The organism is Geoglobus acetivorans, assembly GCF_000789255.1.
In the GTDB taxonomy this organism is placed as follows: domain Archaea; phylum Halobacteriota; class Archaeoglobi; order Archaeoglobales; family Archaeoglobaceae; genus Geoglobus; species Geoglobus acetivorans_B.
Genome location: NZ_CP009552.1, coordinates 536686 through 560335, shown reverse-complemented (window position 1 = coordinate 560335; position 23650 = coordinate 536686). Strand labels below are relative to the sequence as shown.

The window sequence follows — 23650 nt, the reverse complement described above, 5'->3', positions numbered from 1 at the left end:
CACCTCACACCCATGTAAGACTCGTCAGGCTTGGCGGAATCTGCTTGTTAACTATGAGCGGCGCACCTATTGGTGGCTTCATTTCGATGGTCACGTAGTCGTTTGTCGTAGGCAGGTTGGTAACCATGCCAGCATTCTGCAAGGCCGTAATGTTTATCGTTATCTTGTACTTCTCGTTCTTCTCAAGCAGGTTGTCTGGCGTACCTCCGTCCACATCCACTATGCCCTGGTATGTCCAGTATTTGGTTGTCGCATCATAGGGCAGCTGGAGGTAGTAGTTCTGATATCTGAGTGCAACAACAGTATTGTTGAGGTCGATAGCGGTTGCTCCAGCAGACAGTGTAACATAATAGTAGATTTCCTTGACATCTCCGCTCGAGCCTGTTGTATTTGCTACAAGGTAGATATACTGGCCATCAAGCTCCATGCTTGAAGAGGCCTGTTTAACTCCAGTGTCAACGCTCTGCTTTCCTTTCTGGGTCGTATAGAAACCGGCTCCAAGCATAACGTAGCTGAACACTGCAGCCACTGTAACAAAAGCTATCAGAACAATTGCTGCTTCGAGCCCTGTAAATCCCTTTTCGTTTTTCCTTAACTTTTTCCAACTCACAGCTCACCACCTCACAATTACAATCACTCTTGAAATGCAAAAATATAAATATTCTTTTTTTATCAATGAAATTTACATTTTGTAATTGCAAAAGTGAAAGTTGGGTATCGGAACTCCCGGCATTTAATAAGGTTTAAATATCGAGTCCTTTTTAGCAGGCCAGGTGATAGCCATGGCAGAGGAAGCAGTAGTGTTTGTGGGTTCAAAGCCGGTAATGAACTACGTTCTCGCAACCCTTACGCAGCTCAATGAGGGCGCAAGCAAGGTTGTGATAAAGGCAAGAGGAAAGGCAATCAGCAGGGCTGTCGATGTTGCAGAGATTGTCAAGAACAGGTTTATGCCCAACGTGAAGGTCAGCGACATCAGAATTGACACAGAGGAGCTTGAGAGCGAGCAGGGAAGGATCGTCAACGTTTCAACCATCGAAATTGAGCTTGTTAAGGAGTAATTTTTTCTACCTCCTATTTAATTTTAATAAAAAATTAATCAAAAATAAAAAGCTGGGGAGCGTTTCACTGCAACCCTTCTGAAAACTGTTTTCTGAGGACCTTCTTGTCTATCTTGCCAACACTCGTTTTTGGCAGTTCATTCATGAACACAACCCTGTCAGGAACGGCCCACTTTGTTATCGTCCCCTTCTCGACGTATTCCATGAGATATTGCCTGATCTCCTCCTCGCTTACGCCTTCAGCAGGAACGACAATTGCGAGCGGCCTCTCACCCCATTTCTCATCCGGAATACCAATCACCGCCGCCTCTCTGACCTTCGGATGCAGGCTGAGAATGTTCTCGAGTGTCAGAGTAGAGATCCACTCCCCACCGCTTTTAACCACGTCCTTGAGCCTGTCAACGATTGTTATGTATCCTTCCTCATCCACCACCGCTATATCTCCGGTGTGAAGCCAGCCACCCCTCCACAGTTCTTTCGTTTTCTCCTCGTCTTTGAGGTAGGTGTCCGTAAGCCACGGCGCCCTTGTAACAACCTCACCCATCGTTTTTCCGTCGGCAGGCACATCAGCCATGTCCTCATCGACAACCCTGACGTACACAAGCGGGAAGGGTATTCCGGTTTTCACGGAAATCTTTGTTTTCTCCTCTTCAGACAGGTCAAGCAGGTGGGGCTTCAGAAACGCTCCGGTTAAGGCAGGACAGGTTTCAGACATGCCGTAGGCCGACATTGTTATGATGCCCTTCTCCCTCGCTTTAATTGCAAGACCCTCAGGGAGTTTCGCTCCTCCAATCAGAATCTTCCACCCGTTGAACTTCAATCCTTCGGGGATATTGTCAACGATCATCTGAAGTATGGTTGGGACGCAGTGCGTAATTGTGACACCCTCTGAGAGTACGAGTTTTACAATCATTTCAGGTTCATACCTGCCTGGATACACGTGCTTGTGCCCGAGGAGGAACATCATGTATGGCACTCCCCATGCATGAACGTGAAACATTGGTGTGAGGGGCATGTATACTTCTTTTTCCAGCACAAGCCTCAGAGGAGATCTATAAGCGGCAAGTGCCACACTTCCAGAAAGGGTGTGCAGGACAAGCTTCCTGTGGGTGAACCACACCCCCTTTGGTCTCCCTGTCGTGCCGGTTGTGTAGCTGAGGGTGGCCATGGTGTTCTCGTCAAAATCGGGGAAATCGTAATCGCTGCTTGCATTCTTCAGCATTTCCTCATACTCAATGTCGGTGAGAGTGTTTTCTGGCATGGCATCATCGGTCATTATCACGTAGTTTTTCACGTTTGGCAGCTTATCCTTGAGCTTCTCCATCAGGGGGACGAAGTCCCTGAAGACGAGAACAACCTCGTCGTCTGCGTGCTGCATCGTGTAAAGGATATCTTCAGGACTCAGCCTCACGTTGACAGTGTGCAGAACCGCACCCATCATCGGAATCGCGAAGTAGCATTCAAGATAGCGATGGCTGTCCCAGTCAAGAACCGCCACCTTGGTGCCTTTTTTAACTCCAAGCTCTTCAAGTGCGCTGGCAAGTCTGTGGACTCTCTCGTAAAATTCCGTGTAGCTGTATCGCACCTTGTCCCTGTAAACTATCTCCTGCTTCGGCGCATAGTTCACCCCACTCTCCAGAATATGCTTTATCAAAAGCTGGTAGTTATAGGCCTCATTCATGATTGATTGTTTAATTTGCAAACTAATATATCTTTTGTTAACCTGTTAACCGGCACAGGCCACAGCATAACCGAATGTCCACACACTACTCAATTCAGAATTTTGCACACCCCTTCCCGAAAACAGCAGACAAAATTTTAAAAACAATTTCTTGATTGTTTGGGCATGGCTAAACCGCTTGAGACGAGAGGTGCAAAACTGCTTGCTCTGATGCTCGCACTTATCATGCTCGGCTCTGTACTGGTGTATGCTTTCAAAGGCTCAAAAACCCTACCCGAAAGAGAAATCAAGTATGAGGTAAGTGGATTTAAGGAGATACTGGACCTTGTTTCGGATTCATCGAGAGTGATATATCTGAACTTCAATCTGACAGATCCGGGACTTGTACAGCTGGTGGATGCTTATTACAAGAGTCTTGTGTCCTATGATCCGCTGTTCAGATACAATTACATTGGCCTCGTCTCTCTCAATTCAATGTACTATGTGGAGTATCCCCAGACTCTGCCAGGAAACAATCCGTACGTTTATCTCCTCGATTCCGGAAACTACAAGGTATTCTTCAGGCATGAGAGCAAGGATGAATACATGGGCGTTACCGTCAAGCTCGTTAAGGGATATGCGATGGCTGAAAATGTGAATCCAGTTGCTGTGGGTACATCCGATGCGGTTTACAAGTACATCGACAGGATTTCAGGTGTTACGAAAGTTGAGGACAATTACACTGCATACATCGAGAAAATTCCAGATTTGAATTACAAATTCGCTCTGGTGCTGTTTGGAGACCTTGCCAACAGGAGCATAAGAATGAACGGTTCCGAGGGCGAGGTGGCTGATTTTTACTTCGAAGGCATTGCCCTGAACGATTCAGGCGGATACGACAAGGTCGTGGCAATAAACTTCAAGCAAAACATCTTTTTCGTTCAGAGCAACGTCACAGAATACTACAATGTGACCAGGTATGGAGACCTCAACATAGCATTCATGCACGATACAAACTTCACCAGAATTCTCGAAGCAAAACCGGAAATGAGAGCAGTGTTCATAAAACCAGTCGAAACATCTGGAAATGAGAGTTGAGGGCAACACCACCATTCTTTTATTTGGACCGGGAAGATTCGAAAGCAGTTCCTCTGCCCACATCTTCGGTGGGAAATTCAGGGAAGCCCATGTAGAGAGAGGAAAAATCCTTCCACTATACTTTCCGGAAGATGCAGAGGTAAAAATTACCGGAGACTACGTTGCAGTCAGCGGCAGCACGATACCGGAAAGCTGGAGAAGGTTTTCAGATAAAGATTACGGCAGAATATTCCTTTTCGGAGAATCGGACTCAGGAAAGAGTAGCTTTGCAGCATACGTGATGAACACGATGGGTGTCGAAACCGCAATAGATGCCGATGTGGGACAGAACGACATTGCACATCCCGGTGCAATGGGGATGGGCGTGAAAAAATCTGACGTATATTCCCTCCAGCAGCTTGAGATTTCTGAGATAGCCTTTGCGGGTGTGATTTCACCTTCCGGTTTTGAGTCGAGGTGTCTGAGAGCGTTCACACACCTTGTCAAGAGGGTGAAAGGCAGGGCGGTCGTCGATACCACAGGGTGGGTCAAGGGGTGGAGGGCAAGGGAGTACAAGCTGTCCAAAATAGAGGCGTTCGAACCTGACGTTGTTGCCTGTTTTGGCCAACCACCATACTATCTGGAGGGTTATGAAACTATTACACTCGAAAGTTTTGTTGTTAAGAAGAGGGACAGAAATCTGAGAGCGTCAATCAGAGGGAGGAGGTACGAACACTGGCTAAGCGAGCTTGAGGAGGTCGAAGTTTGCATAGACGATGTCAAAACGAGGAATACCTCCATGCTTCGGGGATACAGAATGGAAGATGATCTCCTGAGTTCATTTGGAGATGTTGTATATGCTGAGAAAGGCTTCGATTTTCTGAACATTTACTCTGAAAACTTCGATGCCGGCAGGGAGGCGATATCGATGCTGAGAGAGCTGTATGGTGTTGCTGAGGTAAACATTGTAAAGCCGTCCGACCTCAGGGGCCTGTTCCTGGGACTTTTCAGGGGAAACAGATACCTTTCCCCTGGAATTCTGAAGGACATCGACTTCGAAGAGAGGAAAATTAAAATCCTTGGCCGTAAAGATACCGACACTGTTGAGTTTGGAAGCTTCAGGCTCGATGAAGACCTGAAGGAAATACTGGTGAGGGTACCATGATAATCGATATCACCACTCAGAAAAGGGAGGTAATCATCGACATTACGGATGACGTGAAAAAGGTTGTTCAGCTTGAAAATGGATTTGCTGTCATCTACACACCCCACACAACCACAGCAGTCATCGTGAATGAGGCGGAAAGGGGTCTGCTTGATGATTTTATAAAAAAGCTCTCCGAGCTTGTGCCTTACATGGCAGGATACTCGCATGACAGGATAGACAGCAACGCAGATGCACACATCAAGGCAAGCATTCTCGGAAACTCCGTAACAATTCCAGTTGTGCGTGGTGAGCTTTTGCTCGGTACTTGGCAGAGAATACTTTTTGTTGAGTTTGATGGGCCGAGAAAAAGGAGAGTTTACGTGATGACCTATGAAGCCAAGAAGGGTTGAAGACCGGCAGGATCACTATTACTGGAGAGCAAAAAAGGAGGGCTACAGGAGCAGGGCTGCATACAAGCTCAAACAGATGAATGCAAAATTTGGGTTAATAAAACCCGGCTACTGGGTTCTTGATCTCGGAGCATCCCCGGGAGGCTGGAGCCAGGTTGCCGCTGAACTTGGGGCCAGTGTAGTTGCCATTGACCTCAGCCCAATGAAAGATATTGAGGGGGTTACATTCATTCAGGGTGACATGACGTCCGAAGAAACATGGGAAAAAATCAGGGAAATCAGGGACAGATTTGACGTTGTTATCAGCGACGCATCACCCAAGATCACAGGACACTGGGACATAGACCATTACAGATCCGTTGAGCTTGTCGAGGCGGCATTCACAATTGCCAAGAAGTTCCTCAAACCGGGTGGAAACTTTGTCGTCAAGATGTTTCAGGGCGAGGAGACCCCGAAGCTCTTTGCAGAGTTTAAAAAACATTTCAGATTCAAAAAACTTCACTCACCACCGGCATCGAGAAAGAGGAGTTCGGAAATTTACTTCATAGGCAAGGGGTTCGGAGGAAAGTTCAGACCGAAAAAAGACGAATGAGTGTATTTTGACATCATTTCTATTTTACACGTCCATTTAAGCGATCTAAAGTACCGTAAAGGTTTGTAAAGACTGATAAAATATCCGGTGCCTTTTCATCTGTGGTACCTGAAACAATCGATATATTTTTTGACACGTAACATTAGTATGGTGATTGGTATGAGGTGGTATATCGCAATAGGTGCGGTGCTTATTGTTGCACTGATGCCCGCATTCGTCATGGCACATGGCATGATGGAAGACGATGACGAGCATCCGTATGCAAACGACAGCATGAACTCAACAATGAATGAAACCTATGGCATGGGTATGGGCATGGGTCCGGCAATGGGAACGGGTCACGATGATGACGACCACGACGATGATCTAACCGAAAAAAGGCACGAGATGAGAGAAAGATGGAAAGAAAGAATGGAGGAAATTAAGGAATACAGAGAGAGAATGAAAGAGAGAATGGAACATGTCAGGGAAGTCAAGGAAGAACACAGAATGAAATACATGGAGGAGAAGGAGAGATACGAAAGAATGAAGCACAGAGGTCTCGAGGACCCTGAGGTATTCAACACCGCAAAGGGGTTTGTGGTGAACGGTGTTGGATTTGCAATAGCCCATCTCGATGAGCTTGAAAACAGAGTGATAGCAATGAATCTGAGCGATAATGCAACGGCCGAACTTCTTGGGGACATTGAGGCAATAAAAGAGACCCTTTACGGATGGGAGCTGGTTTTCAACAACTCGACAACCCCGCAGGAATTCAGAGATAATGTCCTTGCGTTCAGAGAAGAGTGGTCGCTCCAGAGGGTGAAAATTAACGCAGTCACCTCAAAGGTCGTGGCACTCAAGTTCCTTGAGGTTATTGAGAAGGCTGAAAACAGGACATGGATAATAGAAGATAAAATAACAAAGCTTGAAGAGATTGGGGCAGATACCACAGAGATCGAAGAGGCCTATCTGGAGTATCTCGAAGCCCTTTCAGAGGCAAAGGATAGCATAACTCTTGCACTCCAGCACTTCGATAACGCAATAAATTCAGACAATTATGAAATGGCCATAGAGGAGCTTAAAGAAGGTAAGGAGCTTTATCACGAGGCAATTGAAGAATTCAGAGACTCTATGATGGAACTTAGGGATGTGTTCAAAGAGTATGCTGAGAACATTAGAGAACTCAGGCAGAACAGCACGGCTTTAAATGAAAGCTCATGAGGTGATTAAAATGAATGCAAAGCTGCTGATCATACTATCGGCAATTGCTGTAATAGCCATCTTCGGATGCAATCAGAAGGGCGTTGAGGAGACTGTGAAAAAAACCACCACTCCAGTGGAAACTGCGACACCCTCTGCCACGAACGTCAGCAATGTTGAGACATCAATAGACGACGTGCTGAAAGAGCTTACAGAACTCCAGGAGCTTGAGAATGCGACTCAGGAGCTTAACAACCTGAGCTTTGACATTTAAATTCTGCTTTTATTTTTTAACTTCTGGAATCAGGATCGCCCCATCGATGCCGTCCACGATTCTTCCCCTGCCATCCAAATACAGTTTCACAGCCAGAGCAGAGATTAACGCATCAACCTGATTGTGATCTGCAATTTCCGTATCGAATATCAAAAAGTTATGCAGACGCTTTTTTATCACATCCAGTCCGTCTTTGGACCTTTTGTTTGCTTCAGGTGCGATGTCGAGGATCGTGCGTGTTGCGTATGGATAAACCTCGTAAACCTCAACGCCTTTTCTTCTGAACTCCTCAGCAATTTCCATTCCTTTTTCGCCAACCCTCCTTAAAAACCCTGCGCCTGAGGGAAAAAGGCGTATACCCATCTTCAGAAGCTTCCTTTCGCACTCTCTGAAACCACCTTTTTCTGGAAACGAGAGCGGCGCATCTATACCAACTGCAGACACATCAATATCGAGCAGTTTCCTGTAATCGTCAAAAACCACTGCTTTCCTTCCATCAATGACTGCCGATACTGATTTTCTCAGACCGACATCAATACCGGCAACCCACATAACATACTGCACCGGTTCTCTTAACTTAAAAATGCTATGAAACTCCACTCAAAAGGCGGATTTCTCAGGGATAAGGATTTTAAACTCATTACAACCATCTATACACATGTTCCTGATATTTGATCCGGTGTACCTGATACTGGCGACCGTGGGCTACATGATAATGTTCCTCATGGCGGCATTCATAGCCCCGAAACTCGCAGGAAGGCTTGCGGGAAGGTTCTCTCTTTACACATCCATGCTGCTGGTGGCAGTACTCATTCTCGCAGTTAGTGGCTCCGTCATATACTACGTTCTCGTATACTCAGGCATTTATATCGGATTTTACGGGCTGATAGCATTCATAGTGCTGGCAAATCTCGCAATGTACCTCATCTCTCCTTACATAATTAACACGATGTACGGGGCAAAACCCAGTCCAGAACTTCAGGCACTCGTCGATGAGATAGCGATGAGACTTGGTGATAAGAGAAAGTACAAGGCCATGATCGTCAAGTCACCTCCCAACGCATTTGCCTACGGAAATTTCCTTACAGGGAAATTCGTGGCAGTGTCTGATGCACTTGCAGGCATGCTCGAAAGGGAGGAACTCATGGCAGTAATAGGGCATGAAATAGGACACCACAGACACAGAGATTCAGCAGTGATGCTCCTCTTCGGACTCCTGCCCTCCGTGATCTTTTACCTCGGATACGCTCTCGTGCATACAGGATTGAGGGATGACAGGAACAGGGGTTCAGCACTTATAGGCATTGCTGCGGTTGTGGCAAGCTTCGTCGTTCAGATCCTCGTTCTGGCGTTCAGCAGGCTGAGAGAGTACTATGCCGACACGGAAGGAGTCAGGGTTGCCGGAAAATTGCCCATGCAGGCATCTCTCGCAAAGATACATGCATACTACCACAGAATCCCGAGGGCACTCGATGAAATCAGGGACAGCAGTTTCAAGGCACTGTTCATCTACGCATTCACAAATGCGGTTGCTAGCCCATACGTGTCAATGAGGGACATTGAGATGCTGAAGAAAACCAAGGTCTCACCCGTTGAGGAATTCCTCTCAACGCACCCGCCCATATCCAAGAGGCTGACGTTTATCGACTCTCTGCCATACTGATTGATTAATTTTTAATAGTTTCAGAACTATTTATTTTTATGAATCCGGAAGCATTATACAGAATCAGCTACGGGCTTTATATCGTTTCAAGCCATAAAGACGGTGTGCCAAACGGTCAGATAGCCAATACAGTCTTTCAGGTAACTTCCGAACCTGTGATGGTTGCAGTATGCCTGAACAATAAAAACCTCACAAACGAGTGCGTGAAAGAATCCGGAGTGTTCTCTGTATCGGTTCTTGACAGGAATACACCTCTGAAATTCATAGGAAAGTTCGGGTTCCGTACAGGAAGAGATTCAAACAAATTCGAAGATGTTGATTTCTTCTGGGGAAAAACCGGAGCCCCGGTTGTGAGAGATCACAGCATAGCATACATTGAGGCAGAGGTCAGAGACATAATGGAAGTCAGGACCCACACCCTGTTTTTCGGTGAGGTCGTTGAGGCTGAAATTCTTAAGGATGGAGAACCACTCACGTATGCAGAGTATCACTACAAAATGAAGGGGAAGACTCCCGAGACGGCCACAGTATACCTGGAACACCTCAGGATGTGACAGGAACCTCACCATGACTTTTCGCACATCTGGGGATGCTGAGACAGTTCGGGAAAATCCCGGTTTCCCGCAGATTGTGCAATCATTCATTGCACTAAAATAATTGGAATGGAGATGTAAAAAACGTTCAGCCCGGATTCACTTCAGAATTGGTCCAACATCCTCGTAACCCTGCCTCTGACCTGTCCCTGCCTGCTTCACGAGCCTTTCTGGATTCCTCACCAAGTCGATAGCATTCCTTACATGTTCCCTGACTCTGTTTTCAGCCACCCTCAGTAGAGTTTTCTCGTCCTCCGCCTCATCTTCATGGACTGTAACATCGATTATGTGTGTGTTCGTCATCAGCTCAGCAATAATCTTTCCTACAGAAAGGGCAATGTAGCTCAGAGCGTCTTTTTCAGCTCTACCAACCCAGCCAAGGGTTATGACTATGTCGCATTTCTCCTCCTCAATCAGCCTTTTCGCCTCTACCGGAAGGTCCTTTATTCCTGGAACTGTTCTGCGTATGTACTTCACACCAGCGTAATTTTTAAGCTCGTCAATGGCTATACTGCCCATATCTATTCTGGAGAACGTTGTGTCCACTATTCCTATCTTCATCCAAGCTCCTCCATCGCAGCATGTAATGCTGGCTTTACCGCATTCTTTCTCAATAGTATATCTTCTATAGCGGAGAGCGTGGCGACCAAATCCCTTTTGGTAACATTGCCCATGTGACCGATTCTGAATATCCTGCCCTTCAGATGCTCCTGTCCACCAGAGATGGTTATTCCGTACTCCTCTCTCAGAGTCCCTCTGAGATCCCTGTCCGCAATACCGTCGGGCATTTTTATGGCCGTTACGGTGTTTGAGTAGCTGGAGTGTTCGTTCAGAGCAGGGAAAAGTTCGAGTCCGGCATTTTCAGCCCAGACCCTGGTTGCCCTTGCAAATTTTCTGTGTCTTTCGATCCTGTTTTCGATTCCCTCTTCTTCGATTATTCTGAGAGCCTCGGCAAAGGCGAGAAACAGAGGCACAGCTGGGGTGTAGGGTGTCTGATTGCTCTCAGCCTTTTTGACATAGGCTCTGAGGTCGAGATAGTAGGGCACGGATTCGCTGTAGAAATCCCACGCCCTCTCGTTTATTGCAACCGCCGCAAGACCCGGTGGTGCCCCTATGCACTTCTGTGATCCAACCACTGCAACGTCAATGCCCCACTCGTCCATTCGGACCTCGTCTCCACCAACACTCGTAATCCCATCCATAATAACAAGGGCATCGTATTTTCTGGCGATTTTGGCTATCTCTCTTGCGGGATTGAGTATTCCGGTTGATGTTTCGTTGTGGACAAAGGCTATGGCCTCACTTCCGTTCGCGAGGCTCTCTTCAACCTTTCCGAGGTCAACACTGCTTCCCCACTCAAATCTGAGGTGATCCACTTCTGTATATCTTGCACCAATCTTTGCAAACCTCTCTCCAAACTTTCCATTATCCACAACGGTGATTTTTTTAACCTTTGAAAACGAAGCAACAGCGGCTTCCATTCCAGCAGTTCCGCTACCGCTGATGATCGCAATATCGCCTGAGGTTCCGAAAAGAGGTTTTATTGCATTCTTGCAGTATTCAAAAACCTCTTCAAAATCCCGGCTTCTGTGACTTATCATCTGGCTGGACATCGCCTTTATTATCCTTTCGTGAAGTTTGACCGGTCCCGGAATCATCAGCAGATCGTCCCTTACCATGTTCTGAAGCACGAACGGGGCGTTAATATAATTTTTGCCGGAGATTGGATATAAAAATATATAAAAAATTTCCTAAATAATTTGTCATTCTTTCCTCGGCGGATTCATCACCGCCGAAACCACCCCTCCGGCTATAACAAGGATTGAACCCAGCCAGACCAGAGATACGAGCGGGACTACATGAACCTCAAAAAACGCAGAGTCCATGGAGATACTTCCAATAGCAATGTATATATCCTTGAACGGGTCAGAGAGTATCGACACTGAATATATCACCCTGTCCTGTCTGAGAAGGTTGTACTGGGTGATTGTTGGGGTCACCGTTCCCTTTAAAACACCGTTTTCATACACGTTCAGCGTTATCACGACCTCAGACCTGTCGTGGTGGTCGATCTGCCTGGCATCCGTGATTTCAAGGGTGATGTCTCCAAACCTCGTGTCGATTTTTGTTTTATCCTTGATTCCCACCCTCACATTCTGATGTACCTCATCATACATCCAGGCTCCAGCAACTCCGATGGCGATGAGTATGATTCCGATGTGGACGATGTAGCCCCCGGCCTTTCTTGCATTCCTGAGGTCTGAGGGCCTGAAGGTCATGAGGTGATTTGTGAGAGAAAATACGCCTATACCTGCAGCGAGAGACACATAAAACATGCCTGCAAGTATCTGAGTCAGGGCAAACATGATTGCTCCGGCAGGAACCGAAATCCTGAGCAGCCTGAGCGTATTCTCTCTGTCAGCACGCCAGCCTATGGAAATGCACGCACCGAGGAGAACTGTCAGCAGAATTGCAAGGGGTGTTTCAACCCTGTCGTAGTACTCTCTCCCGACAGAAATTCCTGAAACAAGGGTTGGAGCCACGGTCCCGATGAGTACTGTGGCGGTGGATAGAATTAGTATGAGCATGTTCAGAAAAATCGCAAAATCTCTTGAAAATGTCGAATACTGTTCTGAGTGAAAAACATCCTTTCTCGCGGAGAACAGGTATGCAGACAGCATCCCCGCAATTGCTATCAGGATCAGGTAAAGCCAGCCCTCAGGATTCTCACCAAACGCATGCACACTCTCGATGATTCCGCTCCTCGTGATGAACGTGGCAAATATTACGAGGGCGAAGGAAACATACGCCAGCCAGTAATTCCAGCTTTTGAAGCTCCTGTTTCTCATTATTCCATGAAGAAGGGCGGTAATCGTTAACCAAGGTAACAGAGATGCATTTTCAACCGGATCCCATGCCCAGAATCCGCCCCATCCGAGGGTCTTGTAGGCCCACCACGCACCAAGAAAGATTCCAACTGAAAGGAATATCCAGGATACCAAAGCCCACAATCTTGCTCTCAGGTGCCATCCATCCTGTTTGAGGTAGATTGAGCCAATGGCGAGGGCAAAGGGTATTGTCGCTGCGGCATAGCCGAGAAATACTGTGGGTGGATGGAGCGCCATTTCAGGAGTTCTCAGTAGCGGATTCAATCCGTAACCTTCACCCGGATTGACACCGAACCTCTGGAATGGGTTGGAGAATGTCAGCATCACAAGAACGAAAAATGATACGGTTGCAGAGGAAATTGAAAGGGCCAGTGCAGAGAGAGCATCTTTTTTCTCAACCCTCAGGAACACGACATTAAGAATAGACAGGAAAAATGCCCAGAGGAGGAGAGAACCTTCCCTGCCCGCCCACACTGCACTTATTGTATAGGCAAGATTCAGATGACTGTCAGAGTAGTAATAAACATACTGAACGTCGAAATCCCTTACCAGGAAATAATACGTTAAAAGCAGATAGGCAACAACGATGATGAGGGAATACAGGTATGTCGCCTGCTCGCCTTTTCTCGCGGTTATGGCAGCTTTTTTCCCCCTTGATCTTACGGCAAGAAGGAATGCATAAGTCGAGTAAAGACTGGCAAAAAAGGCAAGAATAAGTAAGAGGTAGCCGGGATCCAGACCCATCACCTCTTCAGTTTGCTGTCCTCCACCTCATACTTGCTCGGACATTTCATCAGCACGTCCTCAGCGTAAAAGACACCATTCCTGTAATCGCCCTTTACAACCGCCTGAATAACATCTTCACCCGGGAAGTACTGGAGAGAGCCATTATATACAACCAGAATCTCACTCTTTCCATCTGTCAGTTTGAACGTTTTTGTTCCGTTGTCGTATTCCACAAGCGAGTACTGGACAATCGTTCCATTTACCTGCACGTTCTCAGCAGTACCTCTGCTGACAACCTCGCTGACGGTCAGATACGGGCTTATGCCCTGGTTGAACGCAAAAACCACGAGGATGGAAAAACCTATCAGCGAAATTCCAATCATAAGCCTTATCTGGTTCGATTTGACCATGATAATTCTCTGATCGGGCAAATTAAAAACTTTTTCCATCCGGATAAATAGTTAATTATGGTTCATTACGGCTCAGCACTCAAGACCCTCATCACCATTCAGCGGGGCCCTTTCATCATTGCCGGGATATCTCAGGCTGCCACACTTTATTAACTTTTACCGGACCCCTTATCGAAAAATTTTTAATGTTTAATTGTTAAGAAATTCTCATGAGAGCCGCAGTTGCCACTCTGAAAAATCCCGAAAGCAGAGAAATAGGGCGAAAGGAAATCTCTTTCAAAAACGCCATTTTTAAAAGCGCAGGTCATGCTTACTGGAAAACGATCATTGCAGATGAATCAAAAATCGTGAGAAAGGACAGGCTCGAGGTCATCAGGATTAGAGAAATAGAGCTTCCTCAGAAAAGCACAATCGCACCACTGTCGATCTTCAGACATGCTTACGGAACAACCATTGATGTTCTCACAGATGAAATCAGAAAAATTGAGGAAGTCAGAAAAATCAGATATGCCTATTTTTATGGGATAGACTACGGAGAAATCGAGCCGGGAGACATTATAGGAGTCATAAAGGTTTATCCCATCAATGTCGGAAGCATGGAAAAAATTGAGTATCTGAAACCACCCGAAACCAGACCAAAGCTCGAAAAAATTCAGGGTAGTGTTGTGTACAAAGAGGGAGATCTCGTTTACAGGAAGAGAATCATCATCGAGGAACCCTGGTATTCAAGATGGCACATCGGAGAATGGAGAATGCTCGTCGCTGACGAAGACGTCTCGCTTGAACCCGGCAACGGCAGGATGATAAAGATAAGACCGGTCGAGATACCGAGAAACACAATCCCGGTGCCACTGTACGGCCACCGCCATCCCCTGGGAACGATAATCGACGTTTACTCTCCTGGCAGACCCAGAAGGATTGAGGAGAGAAAGCTCATTACCGGAGTGTACTTCCTTCCGGCAGAAGGGGGCGAAATCAGAAAGGGAGACGTCATCGGTGTCCTGAACCTGTACACTGTGTCCATAGGCGAGATGTTCGATAAGATCGTCCCCTTCCTGAACGAGAAGGTCAGGGGAAATGTGGTCGTCAGGGAGAACAATGGCCTTAAAAGAATTGAATTCGAACACACACCGTTCCTGTTCAGGAGAAGCAGCATAGGATACCTGAAACCCATTATAAGTGCAGAAACCAAGACCATTCGGGCCAACAGACCAGAGAGAATTCTGCTCGAAAAGATAGATATTCCGGCCGGTTCAGTCATTCAACCAATGGGTGGAAGAGGGCATGCCTACGGAATAACCATAGACGTGGAGCTTGAAGCCCAGAGGTTCGTCGAAGAGGACAGAGTTGTCGATTCGGCCATAATAATATCACCATTCGATGGTGAGATCCTCAGAGGAGACATGATAGGCGTTCTGATGCAGTATCAGATAACGCCCCTGACCTCTCCAGAACTGTTTGTGAGGAAATATGGCTGATAGACGGGGCAAGGATAAAATATTTAAATAGACCTGCCTATCCAGAGCATCAGGAGGTGTCACTGTGATCTTTCAGGGTAGAAGTAAGAGGAAATACACGGGAAAGCTGTACAAGAGGTTCAGGAAAAAGAGGAAGTATGAGCTTGGAAGAGAATATGTTGAAGCGCTGATCGGAGAGAGGAAGATCAAGAAGATAAGGGTCAGAGGAGGTAACTGCAAGATAAGAATATACAAGGACAGATACGCAAATGTTTACATCCCCGCAGAGAAAAAGGTCGTCAAGGCAGAGATAAAGAGGGTTCTGGAAAACAAGGCCCACATACACTTCGCCAGAAGGAACGTGCTTACAAAGGGAGCGGTAATAGAGACATCAGTGGGCAAAGCAGTAATCACCAGCAGACCCGGCCAGGATGGCGTTATAAACGCTGTTCTTGTTGAGGAATAATTTTTTATTAAAAATCCTTACAAATTCTGCCTTTTTTAAAAATATTCCCTTTTCCTGCCTCCAAACCAGATTTAAAGAGAAAATTATTAATATTTGTTCAAACACCATTCAGTAAATTTCTGGTTTGGTGAATCGGCTGGAGGTGATTGTTTTGGAGGCTCCAACAAGAGAACTGCTCTGGGGAATCGGGAAATCACTGCCTTATTACGTCCATTATGCACTGTTTCTGATTGCAACGCTGATCTTCCTGGCAGGAGTATACAGATGGTACAGGATACTCAAAATCGCCAGAAACGATGAGGACAGACTCGACAATCTCGGAAAAAGGATCTGGTACACAATAAGAGACGGATTCCTGTTTGTCAGACTGTACTTCAGAGAATCCCAGATGGGTCTGATGCACATCCTGATACTTTGGGGTTTCATAGTGCTCACAATCGGGACGCTCATTCTGACCGTAGCAGCAGATATCAACTCGTCATTCTTCAGGGGGACGTTCTACCTCATTCACGAAGCGCTGATGGACCTTGCAGGTCTTGCTCTCCTGCTCGGGTTGATCATAGCCGTTGTGAACAGATATTCCACAAAACCGAGCAGATTTTCAAAGGCCTGGCCCTACGCAAAGGATGATGGTGCTGTACTTCTGCTCCTGCTCACGATAACAGTTCTGGGATTTGCTGTTGAGGCCATAAGAATTGCAAGCGGTACACCTGCCTACACTGCAATTATTGGAGAGGCAATAGCAAAGCTCCTTCCCTATGACCTGGGACTGTACAGAACGCTCTGGAGTGTGCACTCACTGCTCGCCCTGCTCTTCATAGCCCTCATACCGTATACAAAGCTCGCACACGTTATTGCTGCACCGCTCAACATTCTGACCAGAAGTGAAAGGGGCGCTGCCGCAAGAACTGTTGAAGACGAGGAATACTTGGGGGCAATAGAGCCAGGGGACCTGCAGTGGAGAGACATCCTCTCAAGCCTGGCATGCATGAGGTGCGGGAGATGTCAGGACATGTGTCCTGCCTCTAACTCCGGCACCACACTCTCCCCAATGTTCCTGATGCAGAATCTCAGAAAGACGCTAAACGAAAACTTCGACATGCTCGGCAGGCCCAAGAAAGAAGATGTTCTGCTTCTCGATAATGTTCTCGACATGGAGGCGGTATGGGCGTGCACAACATGCAGGGCCTGCATGGAGATGTGTCCGATTTACATCGAGCAGATGGAAATTATCGGCGAGATGAGGAGAGGCATTGTAGAAAGCGGAGAGGCACCGCCCGACATCAGAGATTTCCTGACAAACGTCCAGAAGCAGAAGAACCCGTGGGGAGAGGCGAAATACAAGAGAGACGCATGGGCCAAGGACCTCGATGTTCCGAGGACCAAGGATTCTGAGTTCGAGTGGCTCTGGTGGGTTGGCTGCGGACACGCCTTCGACAACAGGAACAAGATTGTTGCGAAGAAACTTGTGAGGATACTCAACGAGATAGGGGTCAGCTACGCCATACTCGGAAGGGAAGAGGGTTGCTGTGGAAACGACGTGAGGAGAGTCGGTGAGGAGGGTCTTTTCCAGGTGCTAAAGGAAGAGAATGTGGCAGCATTTGAGAAATACGGTGTTGAGAAACTCTTTGCCACATCACCGCACTGCTACAACACATTCAGGAACGAATATGAAAACGTGGAGGCGAAGTTCATTCTCGAAATAATATACGATGCCATAAAGGATGGCAGGCTTAAGCTGAAGCATCCAGTGAACAGACGGGTTACGTTCCACGACCCTTGCTACCTCGGAAGATACAACGGCATGTATGAACTGCCAAGGGAGATTCTGAAGGCAATTCCGGGAATTGAACTTGTCGAAATGGAAAGGAACAGAGACAGAGCATTCTGCTGCGGTGGAGGAGGTGGAAACCTCGTAAGAGAGTATCCGGGAGATGACAGGCCCAACAACATAAGGGCAAGAGAGGCAGGGGACACGGGAGCAGATGTTCTCGCCGTCGCATGCCCGTTCTGCATGATAATGCTCGAAGACGGGGTTAAAATGGAGAAACTGGACGACAGGATGGCAGTGATGGACGTGATTGAGCTTGTGTACGAGTCCGCTTTCGGACCCGAAGAAGAGGAGCAGTAAACTCTCTATTTTTAATTTTTCGATTCAGGGGTAGTAAACAAAGTCCCTGACTTCCTCAAAAACAGAAATGTCAGGCTTTCTCTTAACTCCAGAAAAAACTTTTCTGATTGCGTCTATGGCTCCGAACCTGTTAAGCGGCTGGTTATTGTTGCCGCACTGATAGCTGTACGTGCATTTCGGACATCCATCCTCCCTGCCACATTCACAGTTTTCAAGTACGTTGAGGGAGATCTCCAGTGCCCTCTCAAGTCTCGAAAACAGCAGCTTGCTCACACCATTACCACCTTCGCTCGCATCATAGACAAAAATAAAACCATCCGGTGTGGAGACCCCGCCGAGATTGCTGCTTCCTCCGCCTGTTATTGCATCACTTGCATCTATAAGCACATGCTCAAGTGCGTGAAAAGAGCCCGCATAATAGTCCTCATAATCCATTTTTTCCGGGAATGGTGCAGCAAAGAGGAAACCTTTTGTTCTGAAGGAATAGCTAACCGGTTTCTCAAGGTACCTGACGGTCTTTTTGCTATCGTCGTATGGATTCTTCAAAATGTAGCCGGTTACGAATATCGTAACCTCAAGATCACAGTAATGAGCATCGATTGGCTCAGAAATGCTCTCGAGAACCCGTATGAGTCGAGGGGTGGCTGAATACAGGGGAGTCGTGATTAGCACATCGCCAAACTCCTCCACATGCGCCTCAAGTTTTTCCAGATTCAGCTCGAGAACCCGGTATTTCCTCATGTTGTGTATGAAGACACCACCAGGGTGAAGCTCCTTAACGGCAACGGGAAGAACTCGTTCTCCAATGAATCTCTCTCCATGGTATATCTTCACAGACTTTCCAGCACCCCTGAGACTGAAGTCACGTTTCACACCGCCTGAGAAAAGAAAACCGCCCCCATCGATGAGCAACCCGCTTTCCACCATTCTGTCAACAATCGGATCATCGATTTCATCCCTCGTGAGGGGCATTTCCATAGCCATTGAAAGTATGTGATGTTCCTTAACCAGCTCGTTGTCCCGTTCAGCATAACACAGTGCCTTTTCCCTGAAATATTCCTCAGGATTTTTTCTGTAGTAGTTGGATATCGTATCCTCTTCCCTGAGTATCAGTATTCCTGTACCTTTCCTCCCTCTACCGGCCCTCCCGATTCTCTGCAGGAAGTTCGAAAAGGGGACGGGTTCGCTGATCACAACATCAACATCACCGATATCTATCCCGAGCTCGAGCGTCGAGGTTGACACCAGAACCTTTATCCTGCCGTTTCTGAAGTCCATTTCTATTCTCTTTTTCAGGTCAGCAGGCAACCCAGATTTGTGAACGTATGCCCTCAGCCCCTCTCTTTCAAGAATCCATGCGAGAGTCTCAACACTTTTATAGCTGTTGCCAAATATAAGCACCTTCCTGTCCTTCAGCCTCCTCAGAATCTCCACAACAGTTCTGTAAAAGTTGCCGTAAAACATTATGAAATTCAGCTCACCGGTTCTCACGTTCTCAGAAACTACCTCGAAATCTCTCTCGAAAAGGATTTTTCCGAACTCACCGGGATTGTCTATGGTTGCCGAACTTGCAATTATCTGGGGCTTGCAGAACCGCTCTATTCTTCTCACAAGCCAGTATATGTTGGACCCGAAATAGCCAGAATAGCTGTGCAGTTCGTCGAAAACAATAATTCTGACACGCTCGACAAACCTCCGGAATGAGGGGGTGTTTCTCATATGGTAGTCAATCATGTCCGGATTGGTCAGGATTACATCTGCATCGCCGCTCAAAACAAGCCTCCTGCTCACCCTGTCCGAGTCTCCGTGGAAATCTGCAACGCTGAGATTCATCGATTCCGCATAGTATCTCGCCTTCCCGAGCTGATCCCTGATGAGTGCCTTGGTCGGGTAAATCACCATGGCCTTGCCACCATCGCTGGCAATTCTTTCAATGAGCGGGATCAGAAACGCCTCTGTTTTTCCGGTTCCGGTGGGGGCAGTGATTATCACATCCCCGCCAGCCAGTATCCTTCCAATTGCTTCGTACTGAAATCTGAAAAGTTTCTCAATTCCCCTGAGTTGAAGAGCTTTTTTCAGATTTTCTGAAATATCGAGTCTGTCCAGTTCCACATCTGGGCGATGATTCCCGGAAAATCTTCTGAAAAGAACTACCTCACAGTCAGTGTTAAAAAGGGGTTTTAATTCATCATCCCTGCAGATTTCATCAAATATCTCAAGATTTCGCTGTCTTGTACTCTTTCTGGCACATACACATCTGCTTTTGAGCCGTCTGCATCTGGGGCAGAAGTATTCGTTAGCTTCCATCAGCAAGCACTGCGAGTATCTGTTTTACTCTTTTGTCCTTGATTGAGTATATTCTGTACTTCCCGTTCTGCCTTTCCTCAACTATCCTTGCGGACTTCAGCTTGCTCAGGTGATGGCTGACGAGCGTTTGCTGCTGGCCGAGAATTTCCGAAATTGCACAGACACACATGTCGACATGTGATAAAATCTTCAGTATCTGAAGCCTCAGAGGGTTTCCAAGAACTTTCAGGAAGTTCGAATGCTCTCTAAGCTCTTCATCTGTGTAAAGCTCCAAGATTCCCTCATAATCACACTTGCAGTAGTAGTCATATGCCTCGTCCTTATCCTCAAGCTTCTTTCTTTTGAATTCTGAGTAATCAAATTCATAGGGCATGTTTGTTACAACTATTGTAAACTTATAAAATTAACGCAGTTAATGCAAACAGATGCAAAAAACATAATGAAAAATGAATGAAAAAATTTACCTAAGAACTCGCATAGCATTGTTTTCTCCACTTCAGGAGATATTTATGAGTTGTTTCCAGCTTTCGGAGGTCCAAAATACCTCGGGGTTCTCTCCTTATACCTCCTGTACTCCTCTCCAAACACGCGCTCAAGGTATGGCTCCTCAAGCTCCACCACGTATTTATGGAACCCGATGGCAAACGCCGCCGTGAGCAGAAGCGCGAGGAGGGATCTGCCCGCAAGCGATACTCCCAGGAATATCAGGAACATCCCCAGATTCTGGGGGTTCCTGCTGTAGCGGTATATGCCGGTGGTGACGAGCCTTGATGTGTCCAGTCCGGACACCCTCTTAAATGAGCGGAACTCCCTCACACCGAGGAGCAAAACTGTGAACCCTGTGGCGGTGACCACAAAACCCCCAGCCAGGGCAGCCGCTGCGTTAATGGGCACTGTCCAGAGCCCCTCTAAAGAGGCCCACAGTATCAGAACGAAGTGAAGTATGTATGATGCCCACACTGCGATGGAGAGATTGGTGGGCAGAGTTTCTCCCTTCCCGTAAATTTTCTTTATCTCGGAAAACACATACCCATCCAGCACCAGCCAGAGAACAAGGAGAATCACAAAAAGCCAGCTCATTCTTTTTCACCCCGTCCGGGATGTTGGGAAAAAACAAAGGGACGCCGGAGGCACGGCATCCCATCACCTCAGAATTCTCATCGCGTTCAGGACCGCTATGAGGGCTACGCCAACGTCCGCAAACACCGCCTCCCACATCGTTGCACTCCCGGCAATTCCCAGACCGATGAATGCCAGCTTCACGCCGAGAGCGAGAACAATGTTCTGCCATACTATCTTCCTTGTCTTCCTTGCGATTCGGATGCCTCTGGGAAGTTTCGACGGCTTATCGTCCATTATGACGACGTCAGCCGTTTCTATGGCAGCATCACTGCCCAGTGCTCCCATCGCAACACCCACATCGGCTCTCGCAAGCACTGGCGCATCGTTTATGCCATCACCGACGAAAACAATCCTGTCATCAGGTGCCTTCTGTTTCTCAAGCTCTTCAATCACCTTCACCTTGTCCTCCGGCAGAAGTTCTGCATAATACCCGTCCAGACCTATCTCTCTGGCAACTTCAGCCGCAACTTCCTTGCTGTCCCCGGTAACCATCACCACACTTCTGACTCCCAGCTGTTTGAGTTCCCGGACAGCATGTGCCGCATCTTCCTTTACCTCGTCCGAGATGACCAGATATCCTGCATAGGTCCCGTTTACAATCACGTGTGCAACGGTCCCGTCAACCCGGCATGTGTCGTGTTCAACGCTGAACCTGTGGAGAAGTCTGTCATTTCCAACCATCACCTCAGTGCCGTCAATTCTTGCTCTCACACCATGCCCTGCAATCTCCTCATATTCCACTATCTCAGCTTCATTGATCTCTTTACCGAACGCTTCAATTATTGCCCTTGCAATTGGATGATTCGAATGTGCCTCCGCAAGAGCTGCAAACCGGATAATCTCCTCCTCCGTAAATCCGTTTCTGGTCTCAATTCTCGTAACCCTGAACACACCCTTGGTCAGTGTTCCGGTTTTGTCGAAGGCGACTATCGTGGATCTGCTCAGGGCATCCAGGAAGTTTGAACCCTTGACAAGTATTCCGTCCTTGGCAGCTCTGCCAATGCCTCCAAAGTATCCGAGAGGTATGGACAGGACGAGAGCACAGGGGCACGAGATCACAAGCAAAACAAGAGCCCTGTAGATCCATTTGGAAAATGGTTCCCCGAAGACGAGCGGCGGGATTACGGCTATAAGCACCGCAAGTCCCACAACCGCCGGGGTGTAATACCTGGCAAATCTTGTGATGAACTTTTCAGTCTTTGCCTTCCTGGCTGATGCGTTTTCAACAAGCTCCAGAACCCTCGATATCGTGGATTCTCGAAGCTCTTTGGTAACCCTTACCTTGAGAACACCGCTGAGATTCAGCATCCCTGAAAGAATTTCGTCCCCGGCCTTTACACCCCTCGGAATACTCTCTCCAGTCAGTGCTGACGTGTCCACTGTTGATTCGCCTTCCAGGACAACGCCGTCAACAGGCACTCTCTCCCCGGGTTTTATGAGAATCACATCCCCCGCCCTGAGGTCCTCAGGCTTTACCTGGATTACTCCAGCGCCTTTAACCAGGTTAGCATATTCTGCCTTCAGGGCGAGCAGGGACTTTATGGAACGTCTCGACCTGTTCACTGCAAGGTCCTGGAAGAATTCACCGACCACATAGAACAGCATCACGCCAACAGCCTCGGGGTACTCCCTGATGGCAAATGCTCCGAGGGTGGCTATGGCTATGAGAAAGTTCTCGTCAAAAACGTTACCCCGGATAGAGTTGACAGCGGCATTTCTGAGGATCTTCCAGCCAACCAGCAGGTAGCTGACCACGAATATTCCGAAAACAAAGTTGTTGTCCAGATTGTAGTAATACCTGAGCACGATTCCGATACCGAAAAGCACGAGAGACGGGACTATGAAGTAGAGCCGGTTCAGAGCATTTTCACCATCATCGTGCTGGTGCTCGCCAACATCCACAATTTCGATGTCCGGCTCGACCCTTTTGACGATCTCCTTTGCCTTCTCCCCATCACCATCCACTGTCATTTCTTTCGTGGCAAAGTTCACCATCACGTAATCGAATCCCTCTTTTTTCAGCTCCTCTTCGATCTTGGCAGCACAGCTTGCGCAGTCCAGATTCTTGAGCCTGTATTTCTTCAAGGACTCACCTCCATGCCCTCTGCAACATGCTCTATGGCTATTCTCAGAATGTCCGCAACATGCTCATCATCCAAGCTGTAATACACGTTCCTCCCCCCTCTGCGATACTTCACGAGTTTTTTATCCCTCAAAACCCTCAGCTGGTGAGAAACTGCCGAAACTGAAAGTCCAGTTATGGCAGACAGGTCACACGTGCACAGTTCGTGTTTTGAAAGAGCAATCAGAATCTTAATTCTCGTGGAATCAGCGAAAGCTTCAAGGAATTCAGCAAGTTCAACCACCATGTCATCCGACGGGAGGGACGAAACCACCCTGTCCAGGTATTCTCCGGTTTTTCCACCCTCACATACGGGAGCTTTCTTTTCCATATTTGAACAATTGCTCAAATATCATATAAATTTT

General features: G+C 47.4%; 24 protein-coding genes. 12 read left to right on the top strand and 12 right to left on the bottom strand.

All coding sequences use genetic code 11. The features are described 5' to 3' along the window. Nucleotides 1-4: 4 nt before the first annotated feature. Nucleotides 5-610: an archaellin/type IV pilin N-terminal domain-containing protein gene (locus GACE_RS03225; RefSeq protein WP_048091140.1), complete on the bottom strand. Its 606-nt coding sequence runs from the start codon at nucleotides 608-610 to the stop codon at nucleotides 5-7. A gap of 172 nt (nucleotides 611-782) precedes the next feature. On the opposite strand from GACE_RS03225, the gene albA reads away from it, so the two are divergent. Further along, entirely contained in the window at nucleotides 783-1058 is a 276-nt protein-coding gene (gene albA / locus GACE_RS03220) for a DNA-binding protein Alba (RefSeq protein WP_048093581.1), read from the top strand. A 64-nt stretch (nucleotides 1059-1122) separates the two neighbouring features. Here albA and GACE_RS03215 read toward each other — a convergent pair whose 3' ends face one another. Then, on the bottom strand, nucleotides 1123-2739 hold the full coding sequence (locus GACE_RS03215) for a fatty acid--CoA ligase (RefSeq protein ID WP_048091138.1): 1617 nt from the start codon (nucleotides 2737-2739) through the stop codon (nucleotides 1123-1125). 165 nt (nucleotides 2740-2904) lie between these two features. Here GACE_RS03215 and GACE_RS03210 point away from each other — a divergent pair, with 165 nt between their 5' ends. The 6 genes from GACE_RS03210 to GACE_RS03185 all read left to right on the top strand — a co-directional run bounded on the left by GACE_RS03210 (nucleotide 2905) and on the right by GACE_RS03185 (nucleotide 7400). Next, nucleotides 2905-3816, top strand: a complete 912-nt coding sequence (locus GACE_RS03210) for a hypothetical protein (RefSeq protein ID WP_048091136.1) — start codon at nucleotides 2905-2907, stop codon at nucleotides 3814-3816. Continuing rightward, complete coding sequence (locus GACE_RS03205; protein WP_048091134.1) at nucleotides 3806-4960, top strand: Clp1/GlmU family protein; 1155 nt, start codon at nucleotides 3806-3808, stop codon at nucleotides 4958-4960. The genes GACE_RS03210 and GACE_RS03205 overlap by 11 nt, the downstream gene beginning before the upstream one ends. After that, the gene (locus GACE_RS03200; protein ID WP_048091132.1) at nucleotides 4957-5352 is read left to right on the top strand and encodes a secondary thiamine-phosphate synthase enzyme YjbQ; all 396 of its coding nucleotides are present in this window, start codon (nucleotides 4957-4959) and stop codon (nucleotides 5350-5352) included. The genes GACE_RS03205 and GACE_RS03200 overlap by 4 nt, the downstream gene beginning before the upstream one ends. Then, nucleotides 5333-5944 (top strand): RlmE family RNA methyltransferase, encoded by a 612-nt coding sequence (locus GACE_RS03195; protein ID WP_048091130.1) that lies wholly within the window; start codon nucleotides 5333-5335, stop codon nucleotides 5942-5944. The genes GACE_RS03200 and GACE_RS03195 overlap by 20 nt, the downstream gene beginning before the upstream one ends. Before the next feature lie 159 nt (nucleotides 5945-6103). Next, nucleotides 6104-7147: a hypothetical protein gene (locus tag GACE_RS03190; protein WP_148305906.1), complete on the top strand. Its 1044-nt coding sequence runs from the start codon at nucleotides 6104-6106 to the stop codon at nucleotides 7145-7147. A 10-nt stretch (nucleotides 7148-7157) separates the two neighbouring features. Continuing rightward, nucleotides 7158-7400 carry a hypothetical protein gene (locus tag GACE_RS03185; protein WP_148305905.1) on the top strand — a complete coding sequence of 81 codons (243 nt, stop codon included), beginning with the start codon at nucleotides 7158-7160 and terminating at the stop codon, nucleotides 7398-7400. A gap of 9 nt (nucleotides 7401-7409) precedes the next feature. On the opposite strand, the gene GACE_RS03180 is transcribed toward GACE_RS03185, so the two are convergent. Further along, nucleotides 7410-7952 carry a DUF429 domain-containing protein gene (locus GACE_RS03180; RefSeq protein ID WP_048091124.1) on the bottom strand — a complete coding sequence of 181 codons (543 nt, stop codon included), beginning with the start codon at nucleotides 7950-7952 and terminating at the stop codon, nucleotides 7410-7412. A gap of 106 nt (nucleotides 7953-8058) precedes the next feature. Here GACE_RS03180 and GACE_RS03175 point away from each other — a divergent pair, with 106 nt between their 5' ends. Together GACE_RS03175 and GACE_RS03170 are read left to right on the top strand one after the other, a co-directional pair. Further along, nucleotides 8059-9063: a zinc metalloprotease HtpX gene (locus tag GACE_RS03175; RefSeq protein ID WP_048091122.1), complete on the top strand. Its 1005-nt coding sequence runs from the start codon at nucleotides 8059-8061 to the stop codon at nucleotides 9061-9063. Between the two features lie 38 nt (nucleotides 9064-9101). Then, on the top strand, nucleotides 9102-9617 hold the full coding sequence (locus GACE_RS03170; protein WP_048091120.1) for a flavin reductase family protein: 516 nt from the start codon (nucleotides 9102-9104) through the stop codon (nucleotides 9615-9617). Between the two features lie 138 nt (nucleotides 9618-9755). Here the strand turns inward: GACE_RS03170 and ribC are convergent, their stop codons facing one another. The 4 genes from ribC to GACE_RS03150 form a co-directional block, all read right to left on the bottom strand. Then, entirely contained in the window at nucleotides 9756-10217 is a 462-nt protein-coding gene (ribC, locus tag GACE_RS03165) for a riboflavin synthase (RefSeq protein ID WP_048091119.1), read from the bottom strand. Next, nucleotides 10214-11335, bottom strand: a complete 1122-nt coding sequence (locus GACE_RS03160) for a pyridoxal-phosphate-dependent aminotransferase family protein (RefSeq protein WP_048091117.1) — start codon at nucleotides 11333-11335, stop codon at nucleotides 10214-10216. The genes ribC and GACE_RS03160 overlap by 4 nt, the downstream gene beginning before the upstream one ends. Before the next feature lie 84 nt (nucleotides 11336-11419). Then, on the bottom strand, nucleotides 11420-13288 hold the full coding sequence (locus GACE_RS03155; protein WP_048091115.1) for a heme lyase CcmF/NrfE family subunit: 1869 nt from the start codon (nucleotides 13286-13288) through the stop codon (nucleotides 11420-11422). Further along, the gene (locus tag GACE_RS03150) at nucleotides 13288-13680 is read right to left on the bottom strand and encodes a cytochrome c maturation protein CcmE domain-containing protein (protein WP_048093580.1); all 393 of its coding nucleotides are present in this window, start codon (nucleotides 13678-13680) and stop codon (nucleotides 13288-13290) included. Before GACE_RS03150 ends, GACE_RS03155 begins: the two co-directional genes overlap by 1 nt. 209 nt (nucleotides 13681-13889) lie before the next feature. On the opposite strand from GACE_RS03150, the gene GACE_RS03145 reads away from it, so the two are divergent. The 3 genes from GACE_RS03145 (at nucleotide 13890) to GACE_RS03135 (ending at nucleotide 17734) form a co-directional block, all read left to right on the top strand. Beyond that, nucleotides 13890-15158: a DUF22 domain-containing protein gene (locus GACE_RS03145; protein WP_048091112.1), complete on the top strand. Its 1269-nt coding sequence runs from the start codon at nucleotides 13890-13892 to the stop codon at nucleotides 15156-15158. Nucleotides 15159-15222: 64 nt separating this feature from the next. Beyond that, nucleotides 15223-15603 carry a 30S ribosomal protein S8e gene (locus GACE_RS03140; RefSeq protein WP_048091109.1) on the top strand — a complete coding sequence of 127 codons (381 nt, stop codon included), beginning with the start codon at nucleotides 15223-15225 and terminating at the stop codon, nucleotides 15601-15603. A gap of 151 nt (nucleotides 15604-15754) precedes the next feature. Next, entirely contained in the window at nucleotides 15755-17734 is a 1980-nt protein-coding gene (locus tag GACE_RS03135) for a (Fe-S)-binding protein (protein ID WP_048093579.1), read from the top strand. A gap of 24 nt (nucleotides 17735-17758) precedes the next feature. On the opposite strand, the gene GACE_RS03130 is transcribed toward GACE_RS03135, so the two are convergent. The 5 genes from GACE_RS03130 to GACE_RS03110 form a co-directional block, all read right to left on the bottom strand. Then, the gene (locus tag GACE_RS03130; protein ID WP_048091107.1) at nucleotides 17759-20041 is read right to left on the bottom strand and encodes a DEAD/DEAH box helicase; all 2283 of its coding nucleotides are present in this window, start codon (nucleotides 20039-20041) and stop codon (nucleotides 17759-17761) included. After that, entirely contained in the window at nucleotides 20031-20414 is a 384-nt protein-coding gene (locus GACE_RS03125) for an ArsR/SmtB family transcription factor (protein WP_048091106.1), read from the bottom strand. Before GACE_RS03125 ends, GACE_RS03130 begins: the two co-directional genes overlap by 11 nt. Before the next feature lie 134 nt (nucleotides 20415-20548). Continuing rightward, on the bottom strand, nucleotides 20549-21121 hold the full coding sequence (locus GACE_RS11155) for a methyltransferase family protein (RefSeq protein WP_052400198.1): 573 nt from the start codon (nucleotides 21119-21121) through the stop codon (nucleotides 20549-20551). 63 nt (nucleotides 21122-21184) lie between these two features. Then, on the bottom strand, nucleotides 21185-23248 hold the full coding sequence (locus GACE_RS03115; protein WP_048091104.1) for a heavy metal translocating P-type ATPase: 2064 nt from the start codon (nucleotides 23246-23248) through the stop codon (nucleotides 21185-21187). Beyond that, nucleotides 23245-23616, bottom strand: a complete 372-nt coding sequence (locus tag GACE_RS03110) for an ArsR/SmtB family transcription factor (RefSeq protein WP_048091102.1) — start codon at nucleotides 23614-23616, stop codon at nucleotides 23245-23247. The genes GACE_RS03115 and GACE_RS03110 overlap by 4 nt, the downstream gene beginning before the upstream one ends. Nucleotides 23617-23650 lie beyond the last annotated feature (34 nt).